The organism is Acinetobacter lwoffii (assembly GCF_024129855.1).
In the GTDB taxonomy this organism is placed as follows: domain Bacteria; phylum Pseudomonadota; class Gammaproteobacteria; order Pseudomonadales; family Moraxellaceae; genus Acinetobacter; species Acinetobacter lwoffii_L.
The window spans coordinates 263,965-276,033 of the sequence record NZ_JAMXXC010000001.1 but is presented as its reverse complement, the minus strand read 5'-3'; the positions used below and the strand labels follow the sequence as shown (position 1 = coordinate 276,033).

The 12,069-nt window shown below is 42.8% G+C and carries 16 protein-coding genes; 1 reads left to right on the top strand and 15 read right to left on the bottom strand.

What is annotated here, in order from left to right; translation table 11 throughout:
* Positions 1–6: 6 nt before the first annotated feature.
* Positions 7–567: a hypothetical protein gene (locus tag NI465_RS01345; protein ID WP_253144009.1), complete on the bottom strand. Its 561-nt coding sequence runs from the start codon at positions 565–567 to the stop codon at positions 7–9.
* Positions 568–1,067: 500 nt separating this feature from the next.
* Here NI465_RS01345 and NI465_RS01340 point away from each other — a divergent pair, with 500 nt between their 5' ends.
* Positions 1,068–1,238, top strand: a complete 171-nt coding sequence (locus NI465_RS01340) for a hypothetical protein (RefSeq protein WP_184413110.1) — start codon at positions 1,068–1,070, stop codon at positions 1,236–1,238.
* Between the two features lie 30 nt (positions 1,239–1,268).
* Here the strand turns inward: NI465_RS01340 and NI465_RS01335 are convergent, their stop codons facing one another.
* The 14 genes from NI465_RS01335 to NI465_RS01270 all read right to left on the bottom strand — a co-directional run bounded on the left by NI465_RS01335 (position 1,269) and on the right by NI465_RS01270 (position 12,051).
* A complete protein-coding gene (locus NI465_RS01335) occupies positions 1,269–1,607 on the bottom strand; it encodes a hypothetical protein (protein ID WP_184413112.1) in 339 nt (112 codons plus the stop codon).
* 468 nt (positions 1,608–2,075) lie between these two features.
* On the bottom strand, positions 2,076–2,816 hold the full coding sequence (locus tag NI465_RS01330; protein WP_004646454.1) for a phage tail tube protein: 741 nt from the start codon (positions 2,814–2,816) through the stop codon (positions 2,076–2,078).
* The gene (locus tag NI465_RS01325; protein WP_004646453.1) at positions 2,816–2,989 is read right to left on the bottom strand and encodes a hypothetical protein; all 174 of its coding nucleotides are present in this window, start codon (positions 2,987–2,989) and stop codon (positions 2,816–2,818) included. The genes NI465_RS01330 and NI465_RS01325 overlap by 1 nt, the downstream gene beginning before the upstream one ends.
* A gap of 9 nt (positions 2,990–2,998) precedes the next feature.
* Complete coding sequence (locus NI465_RS01320) at positions 2,999–3,421, bottom strand: phage tail terminator protein (protein ID WP_253144007.1); 423 nt, start codon at positions 3,419–3,421, stop codon at positions 2,999–3,001.
* Positions 3,396–3,893, bottom strand: a complete 498-nt coding sequence (locus NI465_RS01315; protein ID WP_253144005.1) for a phage virion morphogenesis protein — start codon at positions 3,891–3,893, stop codon at positions 3,396–3,398. Before NI465_RS01315 ends, NI465_RS01320 begins: the two co-directional genes overlap by 26 nt.
* Positions 3,894–3,900: 7 nt before the next feature.
* Positions 3,901–4,341, bottom strand: a complete 441-nt coding sequence (locus NI465_RS01310; RefSeq protein WP_253144003.1) for a gp436 family protein — start codon at positions 4,339–4,341, stop codon at positions 3,901–3,903.
* A gap of 7 nt (positions 4,342–4,348) precedes the next feature.
* Entirely contained in the window at positions 4,349–4,708 is a 360-nt protein-coding gene (locus NI465_RS01305; protein ID WP_253144001.1) for a hypothetical protein, read from the bottom strand.
* Positions 4,709–4,718: 10 nt separating this feature from the next.
* The gene (locus NI465_RS01300; protein WP_253143999.1) at positions 4,719–5,798 is read right to left on the bottom strand and encodes a major capsid protein; all 1,080 of its coding nucleotides are present in this window, start codon (positions 5,796–5,798) and stop codon (positions 4,719–4,721) included.
* 6 nt (positions 5,799–5,804) lie between these two features.
* Positions 5,805–6,179 (bottom strand): hypothetical protein, encoded by a 375-nt coding sequence (locus NI465_RS01295; protein WP_253143997.1) that lies wholly within the window; start codon positions 6,177–6,179, stop codon positions 5,805–5,807.
* Between the two features lie 3 nt (positions 6,180–6,182).
* Positions 6,183–7,148, bottom strand: a complete 966-nt coding sequence (locus tag NI465_RS01290; protein WP_253143995.1) for a hypothetical protein — start codon at positions 7,146–7,148, stop codon at positions 6,183–6,185.
* Between the two features lie 53 nt (positions 7,149–7,201).
* Positions 7,202–8,407: a phage head morphogenesis protein gene (locus NI465_RS01285; RefSeq protein ID WP_253143993.1), complete on the bottom strand. Its 1,206-nt coding sequence runs from the start codon at positions 8,405–8,407 to the stop codon at positions 7,202–7,204.
* Positions 8,408–8,410: 3 nt separating this feature from the next.
* Positions 8,411–9,868, bottom strand: a complete 1,458-nt coding sequence (locus tag NI465_RS01280; RefSeq protein ID WP_253143992.1) for a phage portal protein family protein — start codon at positions 9,866–9,868, stop codon at positions 8,411–8,413.
* Positions 9,869–9,880: 12 nt separating this feature from the next.
* On the bottom strand, positions 9,881–11,557 hold the full coding sequence (locus NI465_RS01275; RefSeq protein ID WP_253143990.1) for a terminase large subunit: 1,677 nt from the start codon (positions 11,555–11,557) through the stop codon (positions 9,881–9,883).
* The gene (locus tag NI465_RS01270; protein WP_253143988.1) at positions 11,554–12,051 is read right to left on the bottom strand and encodes a DUF2280 domain-containing protein; all 498 of its coding nucleotides are present in this window, start codon (positions 12,049–12,051) and stop codon (positions 11,554–11,556) included. The genes NI465_RS01275 and NI465_RS01270 overlap by 4 nt, the downstream gene beginning before the upstream one ends.
* Positions 12,052–12,069: the final 18 nt, after the last annotated feature.

The following is a 12,069-nucleotide window of genomic DNA, read 5'->3' as shown; positions in this document are numbered from 1 at the left end:
ACTTGATCAATCAGAAACCATTTCTTTCTTAAATGACTCAAAGCCTTTCTTATCAGATTGTGCCACACGCGCTGCAACGGCGTTATTAAAGATTCCCTGTTTATATAGCTTGTTTGCTGCTTTAACGTAGCTCTGGAATGCGCCGTAAGTCATTTCCATGATTTCTCTGTGCTGATGGCCCATAGACACCAAAAACTGGAATGAATCAAACCAAGTGGAGTCATCTTTCTTTTTAATGCCGCGTCTTGGCTTTTCGTATTTGAAATAAGTCTGATTGACCAGAAGTGCTGCCTTAAGTAGCTCTTTAAATCCCTGTTCATCAGTAGCAAGTTCTACTAATGATTCATTGTCCAGATCGGTGACGCATGCCATGGTCGAAATGACTTGCACACCGTGAGCCTTGAATAACCCTGTCAAAATCTCATCTGAATGATTTTGGTCTTTGATGAAGTTCTTTAACGGCTCAGCATGCATTGCCCAGGTATCAAAATCTTTCATCTGGATCTGACGCACTTCAATGTCATTGATTTTGATGCTTCGATTTGTTGCTAAGAAAAAATCATTCATGATGATGTCTCGATTTAAATTTTAGGCATTAAAAAAGCACCCGAAGGTGCTTTTCTTTTACCGTTGATAAAGGCTGAATTCTATAAAGTCCAACTACCACCTTGTCCCATCTCATACACGATGAAAATTAAGGCTACTACCATTAGAATGACAACAATGATTTCTGTTTTTGTTAGCATTTTCGGTGCTCCACTTTTCATTATTCATATGATAAGCAAAGCAAACAATTTATAACATAAAGATTACAAAAAAATTATTGGATGTTACAAAGATTTAGAAGTTAGGGAAGTTTCTTTAGAGTGTAGCTACCTACTGAAGCATTCAAACATTTCGTTAAGCAACTCAACAAAAAGTTTCAACCGAAAAGCATTCTTACGCAAACCTAGAAACCTATAACTTTAGACCTGAATATCTTACATATCCCGACATAGCTGCTACATCCACGATTTAAATCATTCTCTACACTGAAATTAAGTCTTAGAAACGTAGAGGAAATTCAAATGAAAAAGTATTCGAAAATTCTAATCTTAGCTTTAATGGGATTTACTGGTACCGTAGCTATCGCAGCTGACTCGATTCCAATAGAAGCCACTGCTGCAGCTGAAGCGCAACAGGTTGCTTTAGAATATGGAGATGGTAAGGACCAAAAATCCGAATCATCTGGTGAATAAAAGAAAGCCCTTAATTAAAGGGCTTTTTAATTAATTCCAGCTTGGCGTACAAGCACTCTTCCATGACAACTCAAATTGCTTTTGATCCGTCTGATTTTCTACAAGCACTATATTTTTCTGAAGCACAATGAAACGTTGAAAACCAATATCTTTACCGTCTGCTTCTTTATAGCTTACCTCTCCACACTCTCCTATTTGATTGCGGAACTTAGCTGAATCAGGATTGGGAATGAATTCTTTTGTAGCTTCTTTTGCAAATTCAAGCTGTTCCTTTTTGCTTGTTTCTAAATCAAGATGCTGACCACTAGATTCCCCGTGTCCACACCCAGCTAAAATCATAATAAAAAAGAATAAGCTTAAATTTTTCATAATATCCCCATGTATTAAGGGCGACACTTTACATTAATTTTCAATCTTATCTAACATCTAGGGAGAGTGGATTTGTAAAGTTATGTTTTACTATTTTAAGTCTTTTTAAAATTGACCCTATATAGCCAGGTGAAACTTCCACTTATCAAAAAACCGCCCCAAAGGCGGTTCTTAGCTTACTAACTTACTGACATACAAGATAAATAATAGTAGAAATAATTATTACGGCTAGGATGGAGACAAATATTTCTATTTTAGTCATAGCAGTTTTATTCTTAACGTGAACAGAATATCTTTTATATCCCCATCAGATGAAAATTAGAATAACAAAAGATTACATAATCTTTATTTTTTACTATTTATTAAGTTTCATCTTAAATGTTTTAAGACTTATTACTATAAGGCAGGCACAAAAAAAGACGCTAATGCGCCGTGGATTTCTTTGTGCCTGCTTGGGTTTAGCCTTATTTAAGATGAAACTTTAAAACGATCAATACAGCCAAACGGTCCAGCTTGAGGATCACTTGCTTTTGAAGAGTCTGCTAGGCATTCACCTTCTACATCAAATGAAGCAAAGTCTTCATTAATCAAATCAAACTCTGTTTCTGGCGAAAACTGTACTCGCCATAATTCAACGGAAAGCTTGTCGCCCGAATATGTATCAACGCCTTTAAATAGCAGCGCATATTCTCGGCCCATATGAGTGGCTAAAGCTGTGCGCTCTACGATACCAGCACTTCCTGACCATGAAACAGGTTCAGCAGGTGCTTCATTGAATTCAACCGTCCCAAATACTGAGTCAAGTGTGTACGTAGAAGCTTCAATCGTAGTACTACCAGATTTAAAGGTGACTTCACTTAAGTTTCGATGACCTAAATTGATCATTTCGCCTGCACGCACTGTACCAAGTGACTGACTAGCAATTGGAGTAACCGTAGTAGTAAGTGTTTCTCCACTAAAAATAATATCCTTATTTTGCTTTTTCACTTCTTCCAGTGTTCCACTCAACGTAACACCTGTCGCTTTACGCAAAATAGCATCCTTTGCTCGGGTGCCATCCTTTGCAGTGTAATGATCCGTAGTTTCAGAAGAAATTGCAATTTGCATACTAGGGGTATTGCCCATTGTTAAATATGGGCCTGCAACATCATTTGTGATTAAAGCTGCGAAAAACTCACCTTGAAGTGAGATTAAATCTGGTTTAGCCATTATTTTTCATCCCCTGTGGTTTTCTTGGCTGGAGCAGCAGTTTTTACTTCAGGTACTTCCTGAATGATGCCATCTGCAGCTAATTTTTTAATCTGAGCATCACTTAGCCCACCGACTACATCGCCCTTTTTGAAGCGACCGACAGGCTGAGTTGCCTTGTATTGTTTCGCCATGATTGGCTCCTAAATGAATTTTTGTGATTCAAAAATTATGGTGATGTATGCAAAGCCCGGACTATACCCATCCCGAACCGATATGAAATCCAGTGCAGTACGTGATGCTTGAGGCTGCCAACCGGAAAGCAGTTGAATCACCTTCTCAGTCAAAAGCCCCGCTTCATCACTTACAGCACGTCCATCGGTCATTTGAGATTGAGCATTGCGACACGCCACCGTAACCGCCCATTGCTGGCCGATCTGGTTGATGCTTCCACGACCTGCACTTGCCTTTTTATCTATACAGACAAAATTGACATGTGCCGACGGCGTGACCTGCGACATCTCTGTTACGCTGACTGAATTCAACGGCGTATAGATCTTTAGAAATTCTGGAATTTCTTTCAGCTTTTCTGCAATCTCATCACGCACCGCGAAGAAGGTGCTCATCTATAAAACTCCCGACAATATCCAAAACCATAACTTCATCTTCAGCATCAAGGCCGAGTTGAGTCCGAGGTGGAATAATGGATTGCTTAACTTTCCGATATTGGCTACCCACTGCAAAAGTGATGTATTGGCCATTCTTGGGTAGGATTGTTGCTCCAAAATGAAGATACGGTGCGTATTCAACGTTTGTACCAACTTCCACACCATGGCTAAGCACAGTGTATGTGTAGGAATTCATCAAACGCCCAGTATCACGCAGCGTTTCACCGCCTTGCATACGTACACGCCATGAAATCTTCCATGGATTACCATCAACATCAGTACCGGTTAAAAACCGATTCTGGACACTACTTTCAAGCCCAGCACCGATCTCATCAAATAACTGAGCCTTTAATGAATCAAAACTGCCTAACAGCTTAAGCACCGCCTCAATGGGTGAACTATCAGCTCGAATGGTTATTGCGAAAGCCATAAACACCTCACTTCAAGCTGGGCATCTGGTTCAGGATAGAATCTCCAAATACACCACCGGTATAAGAAGTACCGACTGGCGCCGTCGAAGGTCGTCCTTTAGGTTGGTCATCCACGATCTGGTTTGTTTCAGGTAACTGAATCTGCAAATGTGCTTTGTTATCAGCCACACGCTTTAAGAATGCAATTGCGTCTTCATAACGCTGTCGCACCTCATCGGTGGGTTGCTGGAAGTAAAGACGATAGCGTGCAATGTCACACGCCATACGCTTTAAATTACTTGGCACATTGGGTAGCGGCAAAGGATAACGACCACCGATGTGGCCATTAATTTCCTCTGTCGCATCCTGAATTGCATCAGTTACTGAGGACTGAGAAGGAAGCATCGTTTTCAGATTTTCAATCTCATCACCAAATCGTGCGACCAAATCTGCTTCAGTCGCATACATAGATCACCTACTTGGTTTCGTCAGTCGCTTTAGAGTCTGCTTTAGGTTTTGCAGCAGGTTTCACCTTTTCCATTTCAGCCACTTTTGCTTTTAGCTCGGTAACTTCTTGATCTACCTTTGCCTTGTCAGCAGCTGCTGTCTGATTGACTTCAGTTAAGGTTTTATTCGCAGCTGTCAGTTCAGCATTGGCCTTTTCAAGTTCAGCCAAACGTGCAGCGGTATTGTCTGCCTTGGGTTCTTCCGGCTCTTGATATTCTTCAATAGCCCCAGATGCTAAAAGGGCCTGAAGTTGTTTAGCTTCAAGCCCTTTGATTTCATCACCTGGCATAAAATGCCCGATGGATTGTTTTGCTGTGTACTTTGGCATGTCTTGCTCCTTATAGGGTGATAAAGCCAGTACCACCAACGACACCGTTCTTGTTAGACGGCACAACCAGTGGAGCAGATTCAGTCATCAGCATGATGCCGCTTGGATCTTCGCAGTACCACTGACGATCAAAGTATTGCTGAGCAACGCCGTTGGCCAGCATGTTTTTAATCTTACAGTGAGCAACTGAACCATTGGTATCAGAGATCAAAGAGAAGTAATCCTTAGGAATAAAACGATTCACCTTGCCCTTGTTGCGGTAAGTTGCGTCATATACCCAGAATTCGATTCCATCAAAAGTACCTTTGAATGTCGCAGATTCTTTGACACCAAAGCTTGGATTCACTGGAACAGAAATACCCGCATACGGCGTGATGAATTCTTTCTTGAATTCTTCATTGTTCCAGAGGGCTGACCAAACCAAGCCAGACATAACAGACAGCTTAGCTTCACCACCATCCGCCGCCAATTGACGTTCAAGCATGGTGCGGATATCCGTTACTGGCTTGGCACCCGCTTCATTCCACTTAGTTAACGGCGTAAATGTCAAAGAAGCATCACGACGATAATCCACCAGGTTGTATTCATAATCATCTGAGTGAAGCGCGTATTTACCATTTTTCAGTAAATCAATTGCCATCATCAGGACTGAGTTATCAATTGCATCATGGTTGCGCTTCATTACCGAGATTTGAGCAATAATCATTTGCTCCTGTTCCGACAGTCGCTGGTTACCGGTAGAGATAATGCCTGCGGTGCGCAAACGCTCCAGCAATGCGATTTCAAAAGTTTCGGCCGGAGTGACTTGATTCTTTGGTTTGTAGTAAGCCGGCTTCACATGGCGTACTTCACCAGATTGGGTAGTATCAAATGGCTTACCAGGTTGTTGCGGTGATACTAGTGGTGCTAAATCATGTTCAGCTGACAATTCAGCCAGTGGCACATCGTCACGGGTGAATAACGGGCGGTTCGGGAAAAGCTTGTCTAAAAGCCAGGTATCCATCGGACGGTAATTCGAGTGAATCAGTGCGAGTTCACCCACATCAAGTAGTTCAAGTGGAGCACCTTCAATATTAAAAGACTGTGGCATGTTGTTTTACACCTTAGAAAGTTCGATTTTGTTTTTAGTTGCCTGTGCACGCGCTGCATCGTATTGAGCAGTAGTCAGCAAGGTTCCATTAAGTGAGACAGCTTCAATACTGAACACCCCGCCGTAATACACTGGAATTTCAATTCCATCAGCAGCCTTGATAGTGGCTTCTGCAGCCGACACATCCTGACCACAGATCACATCCCATGTTTTTTCATCAGTGGCATGGGCCAGCACATTGGCATCTGATAGTGTTAATAGATCACCGTATTTAAATGCTGTGGCGGTTGGCACCTTTGCATTGGCACGACGTAATTTTTCATTGTCCAGGATCAGCCGTTTTGAAGTGACCGAAATAGGCGGTACATAATGAATAGCCATGAATTATTTCCCCTTTTGTTCTGCAAATGCTTGTGCACCAGAAGTGAATTTGTGAGTGTCATTGTGATTTGACTGACCACCTTGCCCTGGGTTTGCCTGATGAGTGAATAAGTGAGCAAATGCCGGATTTACACCTGGTGTTTGTTGTTGCTGTTGTCCAGCTGGTGGCTGCTGAGTAGTACCTGCTGAGAATTGGCGAAGTTGCTTAGCCGTGAAGGTAAAAACTGAATCATCCATATTGGTATAAGCCGTTTTATCTTCAGCACTAAACTGTGTTTTCAGCTCAGTTTCTAAAGCTGTAATTTCATCAGCACGCTTTTGTGCTTTGAATTGCTTAAGTTCAGCTAGGGCATCATCACGCTCACGCTCTGCCTGCTCTTTGGCCTGTTGTGCTTTTTCTAATTCGGTCACGTCTGTGTCCTCTTTGGTTGGGTTGGGATTGGCTTTGCCCGAGAAGGCTTTGATTGATGTGTTGCGATCAGCACCGGTCGAGCAGATCGTAAATTCACGAATACGGTTTTGACGGAAGATTGTGATCGGGCCTTCAAAGGATTGACCATTCACAGTGACTGTCTTACCTTGAGACACTTCTTCAATCGATCCCGGATCAATCATCATCGACATCTGGAAAGGGAAACCATCATCGGAGTCCTGAACAATTTCCTGTGCTTTTGCATTCGTGAGAAAGTCACCTGATACATCAATCTTCCCGTTGGTATCTACGGTTTGAACAACACCAATTCGACTTGAACCAAAGTGTTCTTCAAGTAAGGCTGTTGGCTTATCAATCTCAATCCCATCAAGATCAAAGACCACACCTGAGCGTCCCCAATACCAGTGACCATCTACACGACCACCGGCATAGGCAGTGCCTTTGAATTTTCGTTTTTGCCCTTCTTCGGCTTTCGGTACTTCGATTGCTGAGGCATTGAATAAATACTTCAGCCGTTCTTCATTTGGATCTGGCATTTTTCATGCTCCATAAAAAAACCGCCCAGAAGGCGGTCATATTCATTTTTAAATTAGTTCAACAAGGGCTTGAGTGTATAAACCATTTGCCCTTCAACCGTTTCAATCGAAACCACTTCAAAAGACAATCCCATCGGCATGAGAACGCCGTTGCCAGCATTCAGTGCATCCAGATCAATACCTAAACCTTTTGCATTCTCAATCTTGATTACGATATCTGAAGCTGTATCAACCATCAGCAACGGCGCATTCAATTGAACTGTCTGCCCCACCTGATAAGCCGCTACTTGATTAAGTGTCGCAGCACCCACCACGGTTGAAGCTGTATTGCTTGCTACAGTCTGAATAGCTGCCATATCAGTACTCAGCCAGCGCTTAAGCACATCATCAGCCAGTGAGCTTGTAGCAGAGTTTAAATAACCAGACAGTGCGGCATCATTTCCTTGCACATAGTTCAAAAAGGTACGAATCGCACTTGGCCGAATGCTTGGATCAAGTGGCATTACTGTATTGGCCACCGTATCGAATAAGTCCCGAGTCTTATCATTCATCGGAGCAAACAGACTGGTGAGCTTTTTACTCGCCGTCCATTCTGCCCTGATAACCTCTTTCTGCTCGAGAAGATATTCTTTATCTAGACTTGAAGCACTGATCTTTTTATCAACCAGCGATTCTAGTTCACCAAACTGTAATGGATGAGAACTCCAGTCCAAAGCTTCAGCCACTTCTGGCAACTGATCATCTGGCGTAATGCCGTATTTCAATGCCTGCTTCTCAGTTAAGGCAATCACGGTGCACCGGCAACGAAAGCCCAAGGGCGGGTAATGTGTCAGCCAGAATGGATCATCAATGTGACGAACAATCCGGTTCAAGGCCAAATGACTCGGACGCACTCGGCTATCATTGATAGCTGAGTACATCAGATAAGATCGTTTAGCTTTATTCCGTTGCTGTTGTTGCCACCGGCCATGACCATAAGCACCTTGAATATTGGTACGAAATACATTATCCAAATAGTGTTTAGGCAGAATGATTTCAGATTCTTCAATCAGCTTCTGGAAGTCCTTGAAAGTACCGCCTTCGGCAATGGATTTATTCACTGCCTTGATGACTGTTTCAATCTGCTCAAGACTCGATAGAAAACTAACCGTAGTTGCCATCTGTCGGGTCTTTAGATCCATTGAGTAAAATTCATCAGGTAGCACGATCTTTTTGCTGTGAGCGTACCGAAGTGCCTCAAGAAACGTGACTGGTTGCATAACTTACTTCCCATTTTGAGCCGTCACATACCCCAGCACATCCGCAGCATACAAAGCTTGGTCCAGATTGGCCGTGAACTGCGTCTGAGTTGCACCAGGTATTAACTGCATCAAGTTATAAGCCAGAGTTTCAGGGCTATCAGACTTGAATACCAATTCCTTGACCTGATCCGGTTTTAATAGCTGCAATTCATCCTGACCATCAGTCAGTTCTTCAACTTCCTGCTGTTCAGGTGAAAGTTTGCTTGCTGATGCCTTAAAGCTGAATGCCTGACGAGGTAATGCGGTGAATTGATTGAAACCTGTTTGTGTTTGCTCAACCAGATCCCCATCCTGCAGTCCGTACTCACGAATAAAATAATCTTTAGAAAGGTTGGCCCCAGCATTCTTTAAATGAACATCACGCTCAGCCTGATCCTTATTCAGCGGTTTTGGCTTTTCACCAAGCATTACTTCATAATCACCCCAACCGTTTAAAGCGCATAGAGCATTGACCACAGCCTGTAAAGTCGGTGTGACAAGCCTAATATCAGATTTAAGCTTATCCATTCGTACATTTTCATGCACTTGACCAAGACTGTAGCTTCCCTTCCCATCAGTCCCGCTGGTAAGTGTCTGCCCTAGTACAACTTTCTGGATCTGGCGTATCAGCTGATTATTAAATGCCTCAAACGCTGCACCTGCTGAACCGTTTGTTCCTGGGGCTGAAAGAATCTGAACATCATCATCTGCATCAATCGACAATACGCTTTGAGCGTGAGCAGTTAATAAGGCTTTGCTCATATCATCAGTTTCAGTATCTTTGCACTTACCCAGTAAGATTGGTGTTCCAAAACGTTCGAGGAATTTCGCCCAGAATTTGAAGCCATTCTGCTTAAAGAAGAATAACCAATACAGCGTGGCTAATAGTGCTTTACCGTATGGCTGTTCGTATGTAGCTTTACGACGTGTTAAGAAGAATTTGAATGCTTGATCTACCTCATGCTCTGCATTGTTTCCATCCTGACGATAGATTAGCCGACCATCATTCTTAGGCTCAAACCACTGCATCGGTTTTTCACCAATCCACTGGATACCCACATAACCTTCCGGCTTTAACTCATATACAGCTTCCTGAACCGAGTACCCGAAGAACAGTGCACTCATGGCAGCAGTCGCAATTTCATGGAACCATTCTTTCAGGATGAGATTCAGCTTTTCAGCTTCATCCGTATCATTTGGTTCAATTCGCAACGGCGTTGCTAAAAGTGCATCAATCCGTGTTTCAACTACTTGTGCAATCTCGTCATCATCAAGCAGTACACGCAATCTGTGGCGTGTAATTCCAGCTTTGCGCAGCACTTCATCGGTATCTGGTTGCTTGCCAAAGTTCACCAGAAACTGAGTGACTGCTTCTTGAGTGTATAAATTGCCGTAAGACAAAGCCTTCTTTGACGCTTTGTCCTTTTTAGACTTTGCCATGTTTTTTCCTTATCAATAGGTTCGAGTACCTGCACCTGCAGGTTTTTTCCGTTTTCGCCCACGGATATCACTAAAGCAAATCATGACGCCGTCTGCTCGGTTTGGAGATAAAGCCCCGTCTGGTTGCTTATTGACTAGGATTTTGCCTGCACCATTCTTAGTATAAGTAGGCTGTGAAAGCTCTCGCTTGAGCTGTTCAAGCTCCTGCTTGTTTATATCTTTGGTAGAGAGCGAAATAAGATTGTCTGGGTCATATTGCATACCTTGTAAGGCTCGATAAGTATTCTGAAATCTTATGCGCAGTGACCACCACATCTGAGCTTTAAGATTGGCAAAGAAGTCTACATTTTTACGCGCCTCAACCATTTCCTGCTCCGGGTTGTGCACCGCACCTGAGCCTCGGAATGGATTTGCTTCGATCTCCGGAATACCTTTGGATCTATTCTGCTCATTAATGACTCGGGCATCACCACGTACACCAGCACCAAGACCATCGGCATCGTAATAAAACGAGTTCAAACGTAGATCAAGACAAGCATCAATAGCTTTCTGAGTTGTGCCAAAGATGTCATCACCAACGCCTGACCAAGTGTCCAAATACTGCAGTACGATGCCATGACGTGCAGCAAAGGAGTTCTTATCCTTACCCTCATCTGCCACATCAAGAGCACCCATACGTTCACCTGACGGCTGAATATCCAATTCAAGATGAGCATCGACTGCAGCCTGTACCCATGCAGATGGAATCAACACACCTTCCACCGATGCGGCATAATCAATATCAACCTCTTGAGCTAAAACAATATCGTCTAGTGTGGCCAATTGTTTTTCATACCAGGGGTAAATTAATTTGCCATTAAATTCGACCTGCCAATTCTTATCTGGGTTATCACGCCATGCCATGGTGAAAACGGCGTAACGTCCACTAAAACGATCTTGGTGAAACTTATCCCCAATACCGTTTGGTGTGGATCCCTTGATGTGCACATTAGTGTTTTGAGAAATTGCAGCGTCTACTGCTTCTTGACGCTCTACGAATGCCCATTCATCCAGAAAGTACATTGTGGTACGACCACCACGACCAATATTATCTCCGGCCTCACCAGTAACGGTTGCACCGTTGTCTGGATTAATGATCCGCATATAGTTGTCATGCACTTTTTCGACAAAGCCTTTAGGCTTCATCCAGCCTGGTAGCTTGGAAAACATATCCCGAAACTTATGCAGCAACGTTTTCGGATCACCTTTCTTATCGACCAGATCCTCCTTACGACTACCCACACCACCTGCAAAGCCTTCAACAAATAGCCATCGGTGCAGATAAAAACCAAGTACAACGTAACTCATACCCTCATCACGACTTTTTTCAATTAAGCCGTGTGTCTGGGTGCTTTCACGCTCTAATAGCCAATCAACAAGCTCAACCTGACCAGGACGTAAAACAAAAGGAATATTCGCCGGCAGTCCAAAAGGCATGCCCCGTGGATCATAAGTCCATACCCAGTGATTAAACCAATGAGCCGGATCATTCTTACATTTGTAGATTTCAGCCTCTCGACTTAGTTCATTCTGCTCTATCAGCATCCGGTAGTAATAGCGCCGTTTCATCTCTTCAATGATTTCAGGTAGACGTGTATTGATCGTCCACTCTTTAATTAGTGGCGCTATATCTTCGATTGCATAAGTCATAACTTGCCATTAATTGCTAAACGCGAAAGCTCTTGCGCGGATAGTCCGTTAAGCTCATCTGGTGTGAATTGATGCGTTGATTTGGTTTCTTGTTGAATTGGGCCGCCGTCTTTGCCAGTAATCTCTATTTTCTTTTCATAGTGACCTTTAACAATTTTTTGCATCTGATCAATTAATTTAATTGCTGAAACTACATTGCTTTTTTTATTCACCAATAGATCACTGAGAATTTTCAACTGAACAATATCGTTGGCACCTTCAATATTGTGAATTGGTTGATCAATGTATTCCTTACGCGCCTCATTAAATAGATCAATAAATTCCTGTGCTAAATCTGCACTAGCGGCTTTCGTTGGATCGTAATATTCCACCTGTTGAGGAGAGACATCTACATTAAATTTTTCCTTGATATCCCTCACTACATCAGAGATAGGCATAAACTGCGCAAGTGACCGAACAATAAAGATTTTTTCCGCTTTTTTAAGCCTTGCCATAAATCACCATCCATCAAG

Bases quoted from the DNA above. Each gene is read 5' to 3' on its own strand.
- NI465_RS01300 (WP_253143999.1), bottom strand. From the start codon at position 5,798: ATGCCACAGTCTTTTAATATTGAAGGTGCTCCACTTGAACTACTTGAT.
- NI465_RS01340 (WP_184413110.1), top strand. From the start codon at position 1,068: ATGAAAAAGTATTCGAAAATTCTAATCTTAGCTTTAATGGGATTTACT.
- NI465_RS01310 (WP_253144003.1), bottom strand. From the start codon at position 4,341: ATGTATGCGACTGAAGCAGATTTGGTCGCACGATTTGGTGATGAGATT.
- NI465_RS01270 (WP_253143988.1), bottom strand. From the start codon at position 12,051: ATGGCAAGGCTTAAAAAAGCGGAAAAAATCTTTATTGTTCGGTCACTT.
- NI465_RS01285 (WP_253143993.1), bottom strand. From the start codon at position 8,407: ATGCAACCAGTCACGTTTCTTGAGGCACTTCGGTACGCTCACAGCAAA.
- NI465_RS01335 (WP_184413112.1), bottom strand. From the start codon at position 1,607: ATGAAAAATTTAAGCTTATTCTTTTTTATTATGATTTTAGCTGGGTGT.
- NI465_RS01280 (WP_253143992.1), bottom strand. From the start codon at position 9,868: ATGGCAAAGTCTAAAAAGGACAAAGCGTCAAAGAAGGCTTTGTCTTAC.
- NI465_RS01315 (WP_253144005.1), bottom strand. From the start codon at position 3,893: ATGGCTTTCGCAATAACCATTCGAGCTGATAGTTCACCCATTGAGGCG.
- NI465_RS01330 (WP_004646454.1), bottom strand. From the start codon at position 2,816: ATGGCTAAACCAGATTTAATCTCACTTCAAGGTGAGTTTTTCGCAGCT.
- NI465_RS01305 (WP_253144001.1), bottom strand. From the start codon at position 4,708: ATGCCAAAGTACACAGCAAAACAATCCATCGGGCATTTTATGCCAGGT.
- NI465_RS01325 (WP_004646453.1), bottom strand. From the start codon at position 2,989: ATGGCGAAACAATACAAGGCAACTCAGCCTGTCGGTCGCTTCAAAAAG.
- NI465_RS01275 (WP_253143990.1), bottom strand. From the start codon at position 11,557: ATGACTTATGCAATCGAAGATATAGCGCCACTAATTAAAGAGTGGACG.
- NI465_RS01295 (WP_253143997.1), bottom strand. From the start codon at position 6,179: ATGGCTATTCATTATGTACCGCCTATTTCGGTCACTTCAAAACGGCTG.
- NI465_RS01290 (WP_253143995.1), bottom strand. From the start codon at position 7,148: ATGCCAGATCCAAATGAAGAACGGCTGAAGTATTTATTCAATGCCTCA.
- NI465_RS01320 (WP_253144007.1), bottom strand. From the start codon at position 3,421: ATGAGCACCTTCTTCGCGGTGCGTGATGAGATTGCAGAAAAGCTGAAA.
- NI465_RS01345 (WP_253144009.1), bottom strand. From the start codon at position 567: ATGAATGATTTTTTCTTAGCAACAAATCGAAGCATCAAAATCAATGAC.